The organism is Microvirga sp. 17 mud 1-3 (assembly GCF_003151255.1).
Taxonomy (GTDB): Bacteria; Pseudomonadota; Alphaproteobacteria; order Rhizobiales; family Beijerinckiaceae; genus Microvirga.
In genome coordinates this window covers 975,091-991,617 of sequence record NZ_CP029481.1, presented here as the reverse complement: position 1 = coordinate 991,617, position 16,527 = coordinate 975,091, and the positions used below count along the sequence as shown (strand labels likewise).

Here is a 16,527-nt window from a genome sequence, read left to right as displayed (position 1 = left end):
AGGATGCATATGAGAATCTCATGTGCAGACTTCTTCCAGAATCTGAGCCAGAACAGGATGAAGCTGTCCACGGCTGACTTGAATCGACAACTCTGCACGCCCAATGGTGCGGCACAAATCTGAGCCCGCAGCCCGAAACTCAACGCCAAGGCGGCGCGCAAGGTTATCGTCCATACTAGGACCACATAGCTGGAAAAATTTCCTCTCTACGTACCACCTGTTGTGGGAAGTGCCGAGTTCAAGCATGGCCATTAGGCAATCTACCTTCGTCTCGAACGATCCAGCGTCAACAAAGACTTCCAGAACGTTAGCGAGAGCGTCACATCTCTCAAAAGCAAACGACGAGCCGTGAACCCAACGAGCGTAAATTTGCCCCAATCGATCTCCGAGTTCAGGATGTCTGGTGCATAGGTCAGAGGCTTGATCCAACCCAACACTCACAAGGATAGCTCTAGCGTCGTTAGACCCGAACTCATCCTCCACAAGCTCCACCAAGCCACGCCAAGCGGCTTCGCTTAAGGGTTCGTGCTGATTGAGTTGTTCGACAAACCCAGAGGTTCGCTCGTTGGTAAGAGGCGGGAGAGTTACGCTAACACTGATAAGAGCATCAAGGACAGCCTTCGCCGATTTGAAGCGCCGCGAGGCATCAGTTCGTGTGCAATTCCGCAGGATCGCACCATAAGGCCCATCCTCTCTTATCTCATGGCAAGGAATCCTTGGCTGAGTTCCGACGATATCATGGATGATACATCCTAGCGAATAGATGTCGGACTGAGGTGAGGCACGTCTGAGATCAGACGTAATTTCTGGCGCGGTGTAATAGTCGCTGCCCTTCGCCATGCCTGTCATTGTGAGAGCAGAAATGCGGGTTTCATTCATCGCGATGAGTCCGAAGTCACTCACTGCGTAGAATTGCTCTGAACCCTCTTCAAAGCGCAGCACGTTCTGCGTCTTAAGATCTCTGTGATAGATGTGCATTGAATGAAGCTCATCCAATGCTGCCACAATATCAGCTATAGCCGCGATCCACGCCCCGCCTAAGGTGCCATCACGTGCAAGATCGTCCTGAAGGCTGCTGACGGCTACCGGCATAAGATAATAAGGTGGATCATGATCTAAATCTCCATCCACCACGGGAACAATGTTGCGATGCCGGATACCCATCTGGGTACGGGCTTCACGCGCAAAACGACGGCGTACATTTTCGATGATCTGAGGCGGAAGGTTCTGAAGGACGTGAAACGTTTTACGAGCAAAGTGCGCTCCGGCATCGTCCTCAACTAAGTCAACGACGCCAAAGCCGCCACTTCCGAGCGTTCTGATTTTTGTCAGAGCCATATCTGCTCGCTCTCCTTATAGCGCTGCTTTTTCGCTACCTATATCAGGTCGCCACAAAGCTAGAAGAGCGCTAAACCCGATGTAATCGGATATCCTGAGCAAGGCTCGAACCTGTGATCTCGTGCTGGAACGACCTGCCCATGTCAGCTCGCCTCTGGTGCCTTAAGAACAATGAAGCCAAATACATTGTTTCGTTATATCGTCACGATAACTGCTGCATGAAAAGTAACAAGTGGTTCACATTGCTCAACAAGTGAGAACACGTTCGTCCCTAAACGGGGGAGCCGCCCAATCACGAGGCGAGGCCTGCGCAACAACTGCGCTGGGTACTCAGTGGGTACTCAACGCTTCGGCCAGAATCTCGCAAGAGGATTAAGCCTTTGATTTGATTGGTAGCGGAGGAGGGATTTGAACCCCCGACACAAGGATTATGATTCCTCTGCTCTGACCAACTGAGCTACTCCGCCCCAGGGACGGGAGAACCCGTCTCGGACAGGCGCGATATAGGGAGGGTTTGGCGCGCCTGTCAAGAAAGAGAATGCAGGCCGAGGCCTTTCCGGCTTACGTTTTCTTCAGCCTGCGCATGCCCCGGCCAAGCCTTGGGCAAAGGGGTTGCCGGGACCGGAGCCCCGGCGGCATGCCCTTACGCGCGCGACTTGACGCGCCAGAGCTGGAAGCCTTCTGCCGAGATCGCCTGCTCAATCGCACGGCGCGAGAAATTGTGCGGCGGAGACTGGCGGGCCTGCAGGGTACCGGTCAGCCCCCAGGGGCCGAACTTGGCCGGCAGCTTGCTGCCGCTCTCGTCGCCCGCGAAGGCGTGAAGGTCGTCCCGGCTCTGGGAAGCGAACATGAAGATACGCATGGGATCAGGCTTTCTCTTCTGAAACGGTCGATGTGCCCTGTAAACTAGGGCTCAGACTTCGGAAGTCAGCTCAATCGCCTGCGCAGGGAGCCCGAAACGGTAGGCAAGGTGCCACTGCAGCTCGCGCGACGACTGATAGGCATAGCGACGGTCGAGCAGGTGGCTGACCTCCCGCTTGTCTCCTGCGTCCTTGGCCCAGATCCGGGACAGGGTGAAGCCGGCCGTCCAATGGTCCCGGCCGACGGGTGTGGGAATGAAGTGAAATTGCATAGTGTTCTTCTTGTATTCGTTGAGGCGCGGGAGACCTTGAAGTTCTCCTGCGCATAGTTGAAGTTTTCCTCCCGCCGCGGATGTTACGCGGCCTGGAGGTTTCCGGCGGATTGCTTGCCGGAGCGGCGGTCGGTCTCGATCTCGAAGCTGACCTTCTGGCCCTCGACGAGGCCGCGCATGCCGGCGCGCTCGAGCGCCGTGGCGTGGACGAAGACGTCCTTTCCGCCGCTGTCCGGCTGAATGAAGCCGTAGCCTTTGTGGTCGTTATAGAATTTGACTGTTCCTGTGAGCATTTCAGTTTTCTCCTGACATAGGGACACGTAGGCTGCGCCAGAGAGCGCAACCCGTCCGGTTTTTTCGATTTTTGGATGAAGACTGAACGCGCATTTCAAGAGAAACGCGACGGGGCCCAGGGATCCGGCCAAACAACGATAGAAAAGATATAGAGATTAACCGCCCAAATAGCAAGTGGAGCCCCTGGAAATACTCAAGGTGGCTGCCTTTGCTTGGATTTGAGCGGTGTCCGGGCCTGTTCTTCAGGCCTGTTTGCGGATCCGCATCAGCTTGAAAAAGCCCGCCGGGAAAAGAGGCTTGAGCTCCACCACCTCCATGCAGCCGGTCCTGCGGGCCCAGGTCTCCACGCGGGAGGCCTTGAAGGCCGAGCTCCAGCCGATGGCCTTGGCCACGGGCGAGGCCAGTTCCTCCAGAGCCGCGATGGGTCCGGAGGGCTGGCCGAAGTGATTGGCCAGGATGATCTCCCCGCCGGGCCTCAGCACGCGGGCGAATTCGGACAGCGCGACCTCGGGCTCCGGCACGAGGGTGATGATGAACTGCGCCGTCACGGCATCGAACATCCCGTCCGGAAAGCCGAGCCGCGTCACGTCCATGACCTGGAGGCTCTTCACGTGGGTCAGCCCGCGCTTCTCCACCTTGTCCTGGGCCCGGCGCAGCATGTCCTCGGACAGATCGACTCCATAGACCTCCGCGCGGGCCGGATAATAGCCCAGGGACAACCCCGTCCCGACCCCGGCCTCGAGCACTCGCGGTCCGCAGGCCACCGCCGCATTCACGGCCGCCCTTGCGGCCGGCTCGGTCAGCTTGTCGTAGACAATGTCGTAGATCGGGGCCCAACGCGCATAAGCCTTGCGCATCAGGGCCGTGGTGGGTCCATCCGTCATGGAGCGTCCTTCAGTGGAAGCCTTCAGGCCGCGGCGGACGCGACCTCGGCTGTCGTGCGAGCGATGGTGCCCCCGCCCAGCACACGTGCCCGGGGAGCATCGCTCTCATAGATGACACAAGCTTGACCGGGAGACACCCCATCTTCCGCCGATAACAGCTCGACAATAGCCCCGGTTCCGTCGGTCCGCAGGATGGCGGGGCGCGGCTCGCGGGTGGAACGCACGCGCACGGCCACGTCCATGCCCTTCTCGCCCAGGCCGTCCAGGGGCCCGTCCCCGAGCCAGTTCACATCCGCGATGCGGATCAGGCGGGTCGCCAGGGCCTCCCGCGGGCCCACCACCACCCGGGCTTCCTTGGCCTCGAGGCGCACCACATAGAGGGGCTCGCCGGTCGAGATGCCGAGGCCTTTGCGCTGCCCCACGGTGTAATGGATGATCCCGTCGTGCCGGCCGAGGACGCGCCCGTCCACATGGACGATCTCACCGCCCTGCACGGCGCCGGGCTTCAGCCGCTCGATCACGTCGCTGTAGCGCCCCTGGGTCACGAAGCAGATGTCCTGGCTGTCCGCCTTCGCGGCGACTGCAAGACCGAACTCTCGGGCCAGCGCCCGGGTCTGATCCTTGGGCAGTTCGCCTAAGGGAAAGCGCAGCATGCTCAGCTGTTCTGGCGTCGTGGCATAGAGGAAATAACTCTGGTCACGCTCCGGGTCGGCCGCACGGTGAAGGGCGCGGCGCCCGTCCGGAAGGGCCCGGCTCGCCACGTAATGCCCGGTCGCCAGGATGTCCGCCCCGAGTTCCCGGGCGGTCTCCAGGAGGTCGCGGAACTTGATCGAGCGGTTGCATTCCACACAGGGGATCGGGGTTTCGCCCGCCAGATAGCTCTGGGTGAAACGGTCGATCACCGCCTCGCGGAAGCGGGCCTCGTAATCCAGCACGTAGTGGGGAATGCCGATGGCCTCGGCCACACGGCGGGCATCATAGATGTCCTGGCCCGCGCAGCACGCTCCCTTACGGTGGGCGGCCGCCCCATGGTCGTAGAGCTGGAGCGTGATGCCCAGCACATCGTAGCCCTCCCGCTTGAGGAGGGCAGCGACGACGGAGGAATCCACGCCTCCGGACATGGCGACCACGACGCGCGTCTTCGACGGCTCGCGGGGAAGATCGAGAGAATTGAGCATCGTTCCATCCCGAGGCGCCGTTCAAGGCGGCGCACGGAGGGGCCAAAGCTCCTCTATAGCGATTGCAGGGCCGATCTTCCAGAGCGCCTGCGGGCTCCAAACGTCACGCCCCTACCTTCGAAGGAGGGCATCCCGGCGCCCTCATGCCCCTGTGCGCGCTTAGGAAAACATTAATCGGCGTCGCATAACGTCACGCTCATCAAGGTCGTTGAATATTTTTGTGTGAGCGTATCATGACCGAACCCCACCGCCCGAGGGTCAAGTATGTCATCGGGCCCGACGGCAGTCCCCTGACGATTGCCGACCTTCCGCCCTCCAGCACCCGCCGCTGGGTCATCCGCCGCAAGGCGGAAGTCGTCGCCGCCGTTCGCGGCGGCCTCCTCAGCCTCGAGGAGGCCTGCCAGCGGTATACCCTGACGACCGAGGAGTTCCTCAGCTGGCAACTCTCCATCGACCAGCACGGTCTCGCGGGCCTGCGCACGACGCGTATCCAGCATTACCGCCAGTAAGTCCCGGCAGATCTCCCTTTCAAGGGCGCGGCTCCCGCAGGACCGCGCCCTTCCCGCGCCTGCTGGGAGCATGAAGCTTTGCCGTTAAGACATTGCTAACCATCCTCGGACAATTGTCCTGCAGCCCCCTTGCATGGACAGGTCCGCTACGTGTCGCAAGCCTACGACTTCCCGCACCCGCCCGCCCCTTCCTCGGCCGCCTATACGGATCCGGCCCTGCGCAACGGGGATCCTGGGGCCACGCGGGTCATTCGGATCGGCCAGACCGTCGCGGACGTGGAGCGGCACCTCATCCTCGACACGCTTGATTATTGCCGGGGCAACCGTACCCATGCGGCGAAGATCCTGGGAATCTCCATCCGGACCCTGCGCAACAAGCTGAACGAATATGCCGAGGCCGGTTTCTCGGTGCCCGAGCCGGGTCAGGCACGGGGCGGCATGGCCTGCTGAGGTTCGGCCGCGTCAGCGCTTGCGCAGCCAGAGGCTGGTCTCGTGGGCGCCCGGCGGCAGCGGGAGCTCCGCGAGAATACCCTTGGGGCGCTCGCCCAGCATGGCCTGCGCGACGAAGTGGCTCGCGAAGAGAAGCTCATAAGCGCCTCCCTGCACGAGGGCCCCCACGAGCATCTGCTCGTTATATCCTCGCCATTCCCAGACCTGCGGGTAGGCATCCGGCAGGACGATGTCGTGGACATGGATCAAGGTTCCGCCGGCGAGGCGCGGCAGCACGTCCAGGAAAAGCCGGTCCACGTCGGTTCCGGGCATCGCGATATGGCTGGAATCGACGAACAGGACATCGCCGGCCGCCAGGGACTCGAACAGGCGTGGATCCGCATCGCGCAGCAGCACCGCATTGTGGGCAACGTCGAGCTGGGCCAGGGAAGCCCGCGGGGCGGGATCGATGCATGTGATCCGCGTCGGCAGGCCGCCGTCCCGAACGGCCTGCGCCATGAACCGGGTGGAGTGCCCGGATCCGATCTCGACGATCCGTTTCGGAGCGTGGGTCCGCACCATCGCATAAGCGGCCGCGGCATCGAGACGAGGGAACCAGTCCTGATCGAAACGGGCCGGGCCCTGGCCACGGGCAATCAGGCGCAGATTCGCCGAGCAGGCCTCCATCGCATCGAGAAGCGTCGAGAACCGGGGCCTCGCCTCATCGAAGAGCGGAAGGAGGGCCGGATACCCGGCGGCCTCGACGCTCTCGGCATAGCGGTAGGGAATGAAGAAACCACGCGCCCTGCCCCCGAGCAGGGTCGAGAGGCCAAAGCCGAGGCGGCGCCAGGAGACCGGCCTGGGCATCAGACCAAGGGCGAAGGGGGTAGCGGGGGCCGGTCGTCGGACCTGCCGCGCCCACGCCAAGCCTGGGCCAGGCGGGCGCGCTCGAACATGAGGACGACGATCAGCGAGAGCGCAAACGGGATCAGGAGGTAAAAGACCCGAAACACGATCAGCGCCGCCAGAACGTCGGGCTTGGGAATGTCCGGCATGGCCGTCACGAAGACGATCTCGAAGACCCCGAGGCCCCCTGGAGCATGGCTGATGAGGGCCGCCGAGAAGGACGCAAGGAAAACCGCCAGGACGATGACGAAGCTGGGCTCGAGATGGGACGGAAGCACGAAATAGATGATGCCGGCCGCGCCGAGCAGCTCCAATGGCGCTGCCATCAGCTGACGCCACAGGATCGCCGGGCGAGGATATTCGAACTTGGCCTTACGGATGACCATAGGCGGGAGGTGAAGAATGGACCCGGCGACATAGAGGACGACCAGGCCAAGCAGGATAAAGCCGACGATCCGCGCCGTGGCCGGATTGGTCAGGACGCTAGGAAGCACGTTCTCAAGGCGATGCAGGAGGGTGGGATCGAGGGTCAGCACCACCCCGCCGAGCAGAATGGTGCCCAGCCCGAACGTGAAGGAGCACAACGCCACCAGAACGGCGATCTGGGAGGCGCTCAGCCCCTTCGACGAATAGGCCCGGTAGCGAACGACCGCCCCGGAGAAGACGGAGGCGCCGATATTGTGGGACAGGGCATAGGTTGTGAACGACGTGACGGACACGAACAGCCAGGAAATGTGCCGGACACCGAGATGCAGAAGCGCGATCCGGTCGTACCAAGCCAGCGCGCCATAGGCCACGAGAGTGGACAGGCCGGCCAGCAGGTAGCGATGGGACGGCACCGCCTTGAGGCTTTCCCACACGTCGTCGAGGGAAAGGCCGCGGAGTTCACGATAGAGAAGCCATCCGGAAACGCAGACCGCCAGCAGCCCGATCACGGGCCAGATGAACTCACGCACATTTTTCATCGACGCGGGCGGCTCCTCAGCACTTGCCCCTGTGTGCCCTACAAGCCCTTGCACCGCAAGGGGGAAGTCGGTCGCGGGCAAGCGGGATCGGAGCAATTTTCGCAAGCCGATCGGGATAGGTTTTCCGCACCCGCCTTCCCCTACGTAATGAGCCGGTAACCCGTCGTCCTGCGGGCGCCCTCCCGCCCGTTGCTCTCCGGCCATTCCCGTGAGACATCAGGCGTCCATAGCCCCCGTGCCAGGAGACCGTCCTCGATGGCCAGCACCCCTTCGGCCGCGCTGAATCTCAACGGATATACCGATCTTCCTGAAGGGAAGATCGCGGCCATCGTGACTTATCTGCACATGGGCCGGCCCTCTCCTGCCCTCGCCCCCGCGATCCCGGACGGCCTGTCCCTTGAGAGATCGAGGGGCGAAACCGCGCGCTACCGCGACCTCTTCCGGCGCATCGGAGAGCCCTGGCTCTGGTTCAGCCGCGCCGCCATGCCCGATACGGAGCTGGAGGCGATCCTCACCGACCCGCGGGTTGAGATTTATGTCCTGCGGGACGGCTCGACCGATATCGGCCTGCTCGAACTGGATTTCCGCCCGGAAGGAGAAGCCGAGCTTGCCTTTCTGGGCCTGGTGCCCGGGACCATCGGCCGGGGCGCGGGGCGCTTCCTCATCCAGGAGGCGATCCGCCGGGCCTTCGAGAAGCCCATCGGATGGTTCTTCGTCCATACCTGCTCGCTCGACCACCCGGATGCCCTGGGCTTCTACCGGCGGGCTGGGTTCGAGCCCTACAAGAGAGCGATCGAGGTGGTGGATGACCCGCGGCTCGCAGGCCATCTTCCGCTCGAGGCGGGCCCGCACGTACCGCTTCTGGGCTCACGCTGATTGAAATGCGAAAGGCGCGCCTCTCAGCGCGCCTTTGCGAAACGTTTAACGCGGCCCCGGCTTACGCAGAGGCACGCATGGCCCGCGACTGCGTGGCCTGGACCACGACGGCCTCGCGGGACGGATCGCCGCGCTCGCGATCCTCGAGGCTCTCGGCGCGCTTCAGGCTCTCGAAAGCCTCCCCGAGCTCCGCCTTGGCGTCGTCGAGCTGGGCATGCAGGTTTTCAACCGACTGGCGGAGATTATCGCGCCGCTGCGCCGCTGCGCGGGCATAGGTCGGATAGGCGAAGTGGTTCGGATCGGAGATCCCGGCCTTCTGCTCCTCCACCGCGATCTCACGATCGAGATCGGCCGCCATGCGGTCGAACTCTGCGATCATCATCTCGATCTGCGCAACCTTCCGACGTTTCTCGTCGACCTGAAAGCGCTTGAGGCGGATGAGCGTATCCCGCGACTTCATCTTGATTCAACTCCACACGTCGCTGTTTCACGTGCCCGGGTGGATCGCTCAGTTATCCGCCGGACACGTTTACCATCGAGCACGGAAGTTGAGCTTTCCTTACCGCCGCCGAGGAAATCCCCGCGAAAGGTTGCGGTGCCATACGTCACCTTTGCAGAGACCTATCCACAGGCGGGGACCATCAACCTTTCGTTTACCGAACGCGTTAACACTGGATCCGTCACGGCGGCATTCCTTGCGGATGTCGTTGGGCCGGGATGAAAAATCCCGGAAAGCAAAGAGTTTCAATTTGCAACGCGGGTCAGAATGGCAGGGCATAATCCACAGGACGGAGGTCTGGGACGACGGGCGGGCACGCCGAAGTCGTTAAGCGCTTGCATGTCTGAATCAGGGTTTGTTAACCATTCTGAACTAGCGTTTCGAATCAGTTCAAGAGGGCATCCGCCACAGGCCCTGTGGCAGATGGACAGCCATCCGCTGTTCGGTGGCCCAAGGGCAAGGGCTGGGGAATAAACATGCGCGTACTTCTCATCGAAGACGACAGCGCAACTGCGCAGAGCATCGAGCTGATGCTGAAGTCCGAGAATTTCAACGTCTATGCGACGGATCTCGGCGAGGAAGGCGTCGACCTCGGCAAGCTCTACGACTACGACATCATCCTTCTCGATCTGAACCTTCCCGACATGTCGGGTTACGAGGTCCTGCGCACCCTGCGCGTCGCGAAGGTCAAGACGCCGATCCTGATTCTCTCCGGCATGGCCGGCACCGACGACAAGGTGAAGGGCCTCGGCTTCGGCGCCGACGACTATCTGACGAAGCCCTTCCACAAGGACGAGCTTGTCGCCCGCATCCATGCGATCGTGCGTCGCTCCAAGGGCCACGCGCAGTCGGTCATCACGACGGGCGATCTGGTGGTCAACCTCGACACCAAGACCGTCGAGGTGGGCGGCGCCCGCGTGCATCTCACGGGCAAGGAATACCAGATGCTGGAACTCCTCTCCCTACGGAAGGGCACGACCCTGACGAAGGAGATGTTCCTCAACCATCTCTATGGCGGCATGGACGAGCCGGAGCTGAAGATCATCGACGTCTTCATCTGCAAGCTGCGCAAGAAGCTCGCCAATGCCTCCCAGGGCAAGAACTACATCGAGACCGTATGGGGCCGCGGCTATGTGCTACGCGAGCCGAGCGAGTCGGAAGAGCGGATCGCCGTCTGATCTTCTCTCCTCTCTCCATCCCTCAAAAAAGCCCGGCCACAAGCCGGGCTTTTTGTTAGGATACAAAGGTTGCACCCCGAACGGAGCACCTCCGATGCGATCGCTTCTTGTATCGTGGCAATTCTGGGCTCTGCTTTCCGCCGTCTTCGCGGCACTGACGGCGATCTTCGCAAAGGTCGGAGTCGAGAATGTCGACTCGGATCTCGCCACCTTCATCCGCACGGTCACGATCCTGCTCGTGATCGGCGCAATTCTGACCGCACGTGAGCAATGGCAGGGTTGGGGCGCAATCTCGACGCGAACGTTCACGTTCCTCATCCTGTCGGGCCTTGCCACAGGCGCGTCCTGGCTTTGCTATTTCCGCGCGCTCAAAATCGGCGATGCGGCGCGGGTTGCACCCATCGACAAGCTGAGCGTGGTCCTCGTCGCACTGTTCGGCGTGCTCTTCCTTGGAGAGCGCCTGTCCGAGTGGAACTGGGCCGGCGTCGCGCTGATCGCTGCTGGAGCCGTGCTCGTCGCCTACAGGGGATGATGCGCTCTTAAAGACGCATCAGGATGACACCGGCCGCAATCGCGACGGCAGCCGCGATCCGTCCTGCTCCGACCCGTTCCTTCAGGAAGAAAACTGCGAACAGCACCGCGAAGAGAACGCTCGTTTCCCGGAGTGCCGCCACGAGCGCGATGGGTGCCTTCGTGAAGGCCCAGATTGCGATCCAATAGGACGCAAGGGACATGGCTCCGGCCGCAAAGCCCATGCGCCAGGCCGGTGCCAGTTGCACCAGCATCCGCAGGCCGCGCCGCGAAACTGCGTAGGCACAGGTGAAGAGACCGTCGAAAATGCTGAGCAGGATGATGAAGCCGGATGCGGAGCCGGACAATCGTGCGCCGACTCCGTCGAGCAGCGTGTAGCTCGCCGTGCATCCTGCCGTCGCGAGAGCGAAGACGAAGGCCTTCGGGGGCATTCGCCCGACGGCTCCTCCACGCAGGGACATGAGGCAGACGCCGCCTCCGATCAGCAGGATCGACAACAGCTTCGCGCCGGTCATCGCCTCCCCGAGGAAGCCGGCGCTCACGAGGGCGACGACGAGGGGCGCCGTGCCGCGGGCCAGGGGATAGACCTGGGACAGGTCGCCATGCTCGTAGGCGCGGACCAGGGTAAGCTTGTAGACCACATGGACCATGGCGGAGGCCAGGAGCCAGGGCCAGGATGCGGCGGCCGGAAGAGGGAAAAACGGAAGCAGGACAAGGCAGATCAGGGCCGAGAACAAGGCCAGCAGCACGATGGACGAGAAGCGGTCGAGCCCGACCTTCACGACCACGTTCCATCCCGCATGCATGGAGGCCGCCAGCAGCACGGCTCCGAAGACCATCGGCTCCACGTCGTTTCCCTTCAAGGTGACTTCCCGGCTAGGACCGCGGGGCTGCGGCCTCCCGAGAATGTGCCCTTGTCTCACGCGCCAGAGGGCTCGATAATCGATATGATCTGACGAACGATGTGCGCTTTTCTCACATGGCTTTCATTCCATGGCCCAGCGTCGCCTTCCTTCCCTAAATGCTCTCGTGGCCTTCGAGGCGGCGGCCCGTCTCGGCCGCATGACCCTGGCGGCGGAGGAGCTTTCCGTGACGCATGGCGCCATCAGCCGCCAAGTGCGCCACCTGGAGACCGTGCTGGGCATCCGGCTCTTCGAGGGGCCGAAGAACGCGCTGAGGCTTACAGAGGCCGGGCGCACCCTTCTGTCCCACCTGACCACCGGGTTCGATCACATCGAGACCGGGATCCGCGCCGTGGCGGACGAGGAGGAAGGAGCCCTCGACGTGTCCTGCACGGGCACGTTCAGCATGCGCTGGCTGATCCCGCGTCTGTATCGGTTCCAGGAGCTTTATCCGGGGATTGAGGTAAGGCTCTCGGCCTCCCATGCGCCGGTGGACTTCACGCGCCACCGCTACGAGGTGGCGATCCGGCTCACCGAGCATCTTCTGCCGCCCGAGGCGCCGTCAACGACCCTCTTCGCGGAATCGGTGGGGCCGGTCCTCTCCCCGGCCCTTGCGGCGCGCCTGCATCTGGCGGAACCCCGCGATCTGGCGCAGGCGCCCCTCCTCCATACGGTTACCCGCCCCTATGCCTGGTCCGACTGGATCGACAGGGCCGCAAGCAGTGCCTTCGCGCTCGCCGGAACGGAATACGAGCATTTCTACTACATGCTCGAAGCGGCGGTGGGCGGCCTCGGGGTCGGGATCGCACCCTGGCAGCTGGTGATCGACGATATCAGGGCGGGCCGCCTCGTGGCCCCGTTCGGCTTCGTCGGGAGCGGGATGGATTATGTGGCCGTGCGCCGACCGCGGCGGAGCCGCAAGGCGCAGGCCTTCTGCACCTGGCTGGCGCAGGAGGCCGGGAAGACGCCCCTGCCCTTGCCGATGCCTATGCGGATGTCGCCCGCAACGTGACCTCGTCGCCCTCGATGCTGAAGGCAGTCGTCATGCCGGCTGCGCGAGCCACCATACCGGCATAGTAGATCTGGATCCCATGGGCATCGACGGTGCCGCTCTCGGATTCGCCCGCAAGCAGCGCCTCCGCATGGACCGGGATGCGCGCATTCATTCCCTTCGAGCGGATGATGAACTCGCAGGTCTCCGCGTCTCCCGATACGCTCGCCGAGATGGAGCCGCCGCGCGGAATGGCGTTGATCGCGATCATGATCAGGTTGAGCAGCAGCTTGACCCGGTTCTTCGGGAAGAGCAGCCGCGGCGCCGACCAGGCGAAGGAGATCTTGTCGTCCTGGAACAGCCCACGCGCGACCTGCTCCGCATCCCCCAGGTCGATAGCCGCCCCGGCCGATCCCGCGGCCCCGAAGGCGAGGCGCGCGAACTGAAGGCGGGCCGAGGCCTGCTTGGCGCTTTTCTCAATCAGCTCAAGGGCGAATTCCCGCATGGAGGCGTCGTTGTCGTCCTCCAGCACTTCGAGGCCGTTCACGATGGCCCCGACCGGGGAGATCACGTCATGGCACACGCGGGAACACAGGAGAGCGGCGAGATCGAGAGAATCGAGAGAAATCGTGGCCATAAGGGCTCCGGAATGACCGTCGGCTCGGTCCAATGCTTGCACAATCGGGTTGCGATCTGCGAAGCTTAGGCGAGAACAGGAAAGAGAACGTGAACCGGGATACCCGCCTCCGAGTTCTTTGAAAAGCAGGCAAAGGAACCCTTATGCCCGGCCGAGCGGCACGACCATGACGAGTCTCGACGACAGCGACACCGATGCCCTGGCGCGGCAACTGGCAAAGATCGCCATCGAGGCCGGACAAATTCTGCGGCGGATGGAGCACGCCGCCATCGACAAGCGCCTCAAGGACGATGGGACGCCCTGCACGGCCGCAGATCTTGCGGCCGAAGAAATTATCATCCGACGCCTCAACCTCGCCTGGCCCGACATCCCTGTCGTCGCCGAGGAGACGGCAAGCCGCGCCGATACGGATTCGTATTTCTTCCTGGTCGATCCCCTCGACGGAACCGGCGACTTCATCCGCGGGACGGGCGAATACAGCGTCAACATCGCCCTGGTGAAGGGCGACCGGCCCATCTCGGCCGTGGTAGCGGCGCCGGCCCTTGGAAGCGTCTGGATCGCCGGGACCCGGGCTGAAATGGGCACCATCCCGGGCGACCCGGGCGAGGCCATCGCATGGCAGCCCATCGGGACAAGGGCCGCGCCGGACAATGGCCTGGTGGCTCTCGTGAGCCGCCGCCATGGGGACCACGCCACCGAGGCCTGCCTGTCCACCCTCTCGATCGGCACCCGGCGCATGGCCTCCTCGGCCCTGAAATTCTGCCTTATCGCCTCAGGGGAAGCCGACATCTACGTGCGGTGCGGGCCGACCATGGAGTGGGACACGGCGGCGGGGGACCATATCCTCTCCCGCGCGGGCGGTCGGGTCATCGGTCCTGGCGGCGCGCCATTGACCTATGGTCATAAGGATCGCGACTACCGCAACGGGCCCTTCGCGGCTCTCGGCGACATCGCCCTCGCGCCTCGCCTTGCTCTTCCTGTCTCCTGCTAGCATTCCGGCCGCTTCGTACAGAGTTTGTTAGGGTTGACGGCATTAAAACACTCCGTCGACGGTGCTCCAGGCCGGCTTCGTCCGGGCGGAAGGCCCGATCTGGCACTTCCTGCCGGCGTCTCGGCGCCGGCGTCTCAAGCGAGGAGATGGCTCATGAGCTCGCGAACGATCCTTCTGGCGGCAGCCGTCACGGCTGCTCTCTTCGGGGCCTCCGCCACAGGGGCCTCGGCGCAGGTATCCCGCTCCAACTACGCCGCCCCCGCGGCGCCGAATTCCTACAATTCGAACGACCTCGTCCAGTCCGGGCACCAGTTCTTCGGCTCCGCGTCCCGGGGCTTGGCCCTAGCCGTCGAGGAGGCGGTCCGCCGCTGGGGTGAGCCGAACGGCTACATTCTTGGCCAGGAAGCCTCCGGCGCCTTCTTCGGCGGCCTGCGCTACGGCGAGGGCAAGCTGTTCACCCGCAATGCGGGCCAGCAGCGCGTCTTCTGGCAGGGGCCGTCCCTCGGCTTCGACGTGGGCGGCGAAGGCGCGCGCACGATGATGCTGGTCTACAACCTCCCGGCCATCAATGCCCTCTACCGCCGTTTCGTCGGCGTCGATGGGTCCGCCTATCTGGTCGGCGGCTTCGGGATCTCGGCTGCGGCCGCCGACGAAATGGTCGTCGTGCCGATCCGCACCGGCGTGGGTGCGCGCCTCGGCGTCAATATGGGATATCTGAAGTTCACCCCCGAGCCGACCTGGAATCCCTTCTGATCTGCGCTAAAAAGGGCTGTCCAGGGCTCAGTCGGGCCCTGGTGAGCGGCGCGGGCACAAGATTGGTGCTTGAGCGTTTCCGATCGTGCACCTGGGAGTTTGAGTCCGCGTGGTCGAAACCATCATGATCTTCGCGCTGGGGTTCCTGGCGGCAACCCTGATTGCGCTCCTTATCATTCCGGCCATCAACACACGTGCGGAGCGCCTGGCGCGCCGCCGGGTCGAGGCCCTGTTCCCCATGTCCATCGCGGAGCTGACCGCCGAGAAGGACCATCTGCGCGCGGAATTCGCCGTTCTGCAGCGGCGCATCGAGCGTAAGGCCGAGGAGGCCCAGGCGGTCAAGCACGAGAGCATGGAGGAGCTGGGCCGCCGCGCTCTGCGCATCCAGGCGCTGGAGGATACGCTTACGGAACGCGACGCCGTGATCGCGGCACGGGATGCGGAGCTCAAGGCGACCCAGGACAAGCTGGCGTCGACCGAGGAGGAGCTGGCGCAGACCCGCACATCCCTGTCGGGCGCCCGCGAAACCCTTGCGGCCCTGGAAAATGCGCACCGCGCCACCCTGGACGAGCTCTCGAACACGCGGAGGGAACTGGATAATGCCCAGTCGGACCTGATCCGCACGAAAGCCGCCCTTGAGAGAACCGAAGAGCGGGCAACCGAGCGCGATGGCGCTCACAAGGATGCCGAGGAGCGGTTAAGGGCCGCCCTGAGCGAGCTCGATGTCAAGCGGATCACGATTTCCAACCTTGAAACACGGCTCATGACGCAGACCGCACGCGGCGACGATTTCGAGCGAGCGCTCAACGAACGGCACAGCGAGCTCACTGACGAGCGCAAGCGCCTCACGGAGCTCGCCAAGAGCCTGACGGCCGAACAGGAACGAGGCCTCATTCTCGAACAGCGCATTCGGGAGCTCGAGACCGACCTGAGCGAGAAGGTCGCGGTCGCCCCCTTGGACGCAAAGGTAGGAGCCGAAGCGGCAGAGGCCGAGCTCGGACAGGCGGCTCTTCCCGCAACGGGCAGCTCCGACGAAGAGCTTCGTCGGCAGATCACGGACCTCGCCGACCTGATCGTCGGCGGCGACGCAAAGCCGAACGACAAAAAGCCGGGCCGCAAGGGCCCGGCTTCCAAAACCGGCCGGCGCAAGCGCGCCGGCTGAGTTTCCTATTTCGGAACCACCGTCTGATTGCCGCCCGGGCTTCCCGGGGGCGGGATGACGGGGGTCGTGCCCGGATTGGGGACCGGGGCCGGAACCGTCATGTCCGGGGTCGCGGTCGCAGGCGGCTTGATGACGCCGTCGCTCTTCTCGAGCTTGTCGCTCAAGGTTCCGGTCGAGCCCGTTTCGGACGGGTCATGGGGCTTGATCTTCTCGGCGGGCACTTGGTTCGGGGCAGGCATGTTCGGCGCCTGCTGCGGCAGGACCGGCGCCTGGGCGAATGCCCCTGCCGGTCCGGCCACGGTCATGACCGCGAGAATGAACCATCTCTTCATGGATCCGCTCCTTTGAGAGGAAACGGACCGCCGGAGGAGA

At 63.4% G+C, this 16,527-nt stretch carries 20 protein-coding genes, 1 tRNA gene and 1 pseudogene; 9 read left to right on the top strand and 13 right to left on the bottom strand.

The genetic code is table 11. From position 1 onward, the window contains the following. Positions 1-18 precede the first annotated feature (18 nt). From C4E04_RS04630 to mnmA, 7 genes are all read right to left on the bottom strand, one after another. Complete coding sequence (locus tag C4E04_RS04630) at positions 19-1,338, bottom strand: protein kinase (RefSeq protein WP_109595396.1); 1,320 nt, start codon at positions 1,336-1,338, stop codon at positions 19-21. 390 nt (positions 1,339-1,728) lie between these two features. Further along, a tRNA-Met gene (locus C4E04_RS04625) sits at positions 1,729-1,805 on the bottom strand. A gap of 176 nt (positions 1,806-1,981) precedes the next feature. Next, positions 1,982-2,200, bottom strand: coding sequence for a hypothetical protein (locus C4E04_RS04620; protein ID WP_109595394.1), 219 nt, complete (start codon positions 2,198-2,200; stop codon positions 1,982-1,984). 51 nt (positions 2,201-2,251) lie between these two features. After that, positions 2,252-2,470: a hypothetical protein gene (locus C4E04_RS04615; RefSeq protein ID WP_109595392.1), complete on the bottom strand. Its 219-nt coding sequence runs from the start codon at positions 2,468-2,470 to the stop codon at positions 2,252-2,254. A gap of 83 nt (positions 2,471-2,553) precedes the next feature. Continuing rightward, positions 2,554-2,763, bottom strand: coding sequence for a cold-shock protein (locus C4E04_RS04610; protein ID WP_109595390.1), 210 nt, complete (start codon positions 2,761-2,763; stop codon positions 2,554-2,556). A 243-nt stretch (positions 2,764-3,006) separates the two neighbouring features. Further along, positions 3,007-3,648, bottom strand: coding sequence for a class I SAM-dependent methyltransferase (locus tag C4E04_RS04605; protein ID WP_109595388.1), 642 nt, complete (start codon positions 3,646-3,648; stop codon positions 3,007-3,009). A 23-nt stretch (positions 3,649-3,671) separates the two neighbouring features. Beyond that, complete coding sequence (mnmA, locus tag C4E04_RS04600) at positions 3,672-4,826, bottom strand: tRNA 2-thiouridine(34) synthase MnmA (protein ID WP_109595387.1); 1,155 nt, start codon at positions 4,824-4,826, stop codon at positions 3,672-3,674. 233 nt (positions 4,827-5,059) lie between these two features. Between mnmA and C4E04_RS04595 the strand changes: the two genes are divergently transcribed. Beyond that, positions 5,060-5,335 carry a DUF1153 domain-containing protein gene (locus C4E04_RS04595; protein ID WP_109595385.1) on the top strand — a complete coding sequence of 92 codons (276 nt, stop codon included), beginning with the start codon at positions 5,060-5,062 and terminating at the stop codon, positions 5,333-5,335. Between the two features lie 255 nt (positions 5,336-5,590). Then, positions 5,591-5,785: pseudogene (locus tag C4E04_RS04590) on the top strand (helix-turn-helix domain-containing protein); the annotation flags it as partial. A 12-nt stretch (positions 5,786-5,797) separates the two neighbouring features. On the opposite strand, the gene C4E04_RS04585 reads toward C4E04_RS04590, so the two are convergent. Beyond that, on the bottom strand, positions 5,798-6,631 hold the full coding sequence (locus C4E04_RS04585) for a class I SAM-dependent methyltransferase (protein ID WP_109595383.1): 834 nt from the start codon (positions 6,629-6,631) through the stop codon (positions 5,798-5,800). Next, entirely contained in the window at positions 6,631-7,635 is a 1,005-nt protein-coding gene (locus C4E04_RS04580) for a lysylphosphatidylglycerol synthase domain-containing protein (RefSeq protein WP_109595381.1), read from the bottom strand. The genes C4E04_RS04585 and C4E04_RS04580 overlap by 1 nt, the downstream gene beginning before the upstream one ends. Before the next feature lie 255 nt (positions 7,636-7,890). Between C4E04_RS04580 and C4E04_RS04575 the strand changes: the two genes are divergently transcribed. After that, positions 7,891-8,511: a GNAT family N-acetyltransferase gene (locus C4E04_RS04575; protein ID WP_174219250.1), complete on the top strand. Its 621-nt coding sequence runs from the start codon at positions 7,891-7,893 to the stop codon at positions 8,509-8,511. Positions 8,512-8,572: 61 nt separating this feature from the next. Here C4E04_RS04575 and fliJ read toward each other — a convergent pair whose 3' ends face one another. Then, entirely contained in the window at positions 8,573-8,971 is a 399-nt protein-coding gene (gene fliJ, locus C4E04_RS04570; RefSeq protein ID WP_109595379.1) for a flagellar export protein FliJ, read from the bottom strand. A 515-nt stretch (positions 8,972-9,486) separates the two neighbouring features. Here fliJ and ctrA point away from each other — a divergent pair. Next, positions 9,487-10,188 carry a response regulator transcription factor CtrA gene (gene ctrA / locus C4E04_RS04565; protein ID WP_109595378.1) on the top strand — a complete coding sequence of 234 codons (702 nt, stop codon included), beginning with the start codon at positions 9,487-9,489 and terminating at the stop codon, positions 10,186-10,188. A 94-nt stretch (positions 10,189-10,282) separates the two neighbouring features. After that, entirely contained in the window at positions 10,283-10,720 is a 438-nt protein-coding gene (locus C4E04_RS04560) for an EamA family transporter (RefSeq protein ID WP_109595377.1), read from the top strand. 7 nt (positions 10,721-10,727) lie between these two features. On the opposite strand, the gene C4E04_RS04555 is transcribed toward C4E04_RS04560, so the two are convergent. Further along, the gene (locus tag C4E04_RS04555; RefSeq protein WP_245416233.1) at positions 10,728-11,582 is read right to left on the bottom strand and encodes an EamA family transporter; all 855 of its coding nucleotides are present in this window, start codon (positions 11,580-11,582) and stop codon (positions 10,728-10,730) included. A 130-nt stretch (positions 11,583-11,712) separates the two neighbouring features. Between C4E04_RS04555 and C4E04_RS04550 the strand changes: the two genes are divergently transcribed. After that, positions 11,713-12,633: a LysR substrate-binding domain-containing protein gene (locus tag C4E04_RS04550; RefSeq protein WP_109595376.1), complete on the top strand. Its 921-nt coding sequence runs from the start codon at positions 11,713-11,715 to the stop codon at positions 12,631-12,633. Here C4E04_RS04550 and chpT read toward each other — a convergent pair. After that, complete coding sequence (gene chpT, locus C4E04_RS04545; RefSeq protein WP_109595375.1) at positions 12,608-13,249, bottom strand: histidine phosphotransferase ChpT; 642 nt, start codon at positions 13,247-13,249, stop codon at positions 12,608-12,610. The genes C4E04_RS04550 and chpT overlap by 26 nt on opposite strands. A 166-nt stretch (positions 13,250-13,415) precedes the next feature. On the opposite strand from chpT, the gene C4E04_RS04540 reads away from it, so the two are divergent. The 3 genes from C4E04_RS04540 (at position 13,416) to C4E04_RS04530 (ending at position 16,155) form a co-directional block, all read left to right on the top strand. After that, a complete protein-coding gene (locus C4E04_RS04540; protein ID WP_109595373.1) occupies positions 13,416-14,240 on the top strand; it encodes a 3'(2'),5'-bisphosphate nucleotidase CysQ in 825 nt (274 codons plus the stop codon). A 153-nt stretch (positions 14,241-14,393) separates the two neighbouring features. Further along, on the top strand, positions 14,394-14,993 hold the full coding sequence (locus C4E04_RS04535) for a DUF1134 domain-containing protein (RefSeq protein WP_109595371.1): 600 nt from the start codon (positions 14,394-14,396) through the stop codon (positions 14,991-14,993). Positions 14,994-15,102: 109 nt separating this feature from the next. Further along, positions 15,103-16,155, top strand: coding sequence for a hypothetical protein (locus C4E04_RS04530; RefSeq protein ID WP_162559276.1), 1,053 nt, complete (start codon positions 15,103-15,105; stop codon positions 16,153-16,155). Positions 16,156-16,160: 5 nt separating this feature from the next. On the opposite strand, the gene C4E04_RS04525 is transcribed toward C4E04_RS04530, so the two are convergent. Next, entirely contained in the window at positions 16,161-16,487 is a 327-nt protein-coding gene (locus C4E04_RS04525; protein WP_109595367.1) for a hypothetical protein, read from the bottom strand. Positions 16,488-16,527 lie beyond the last annotated feature (40 nt).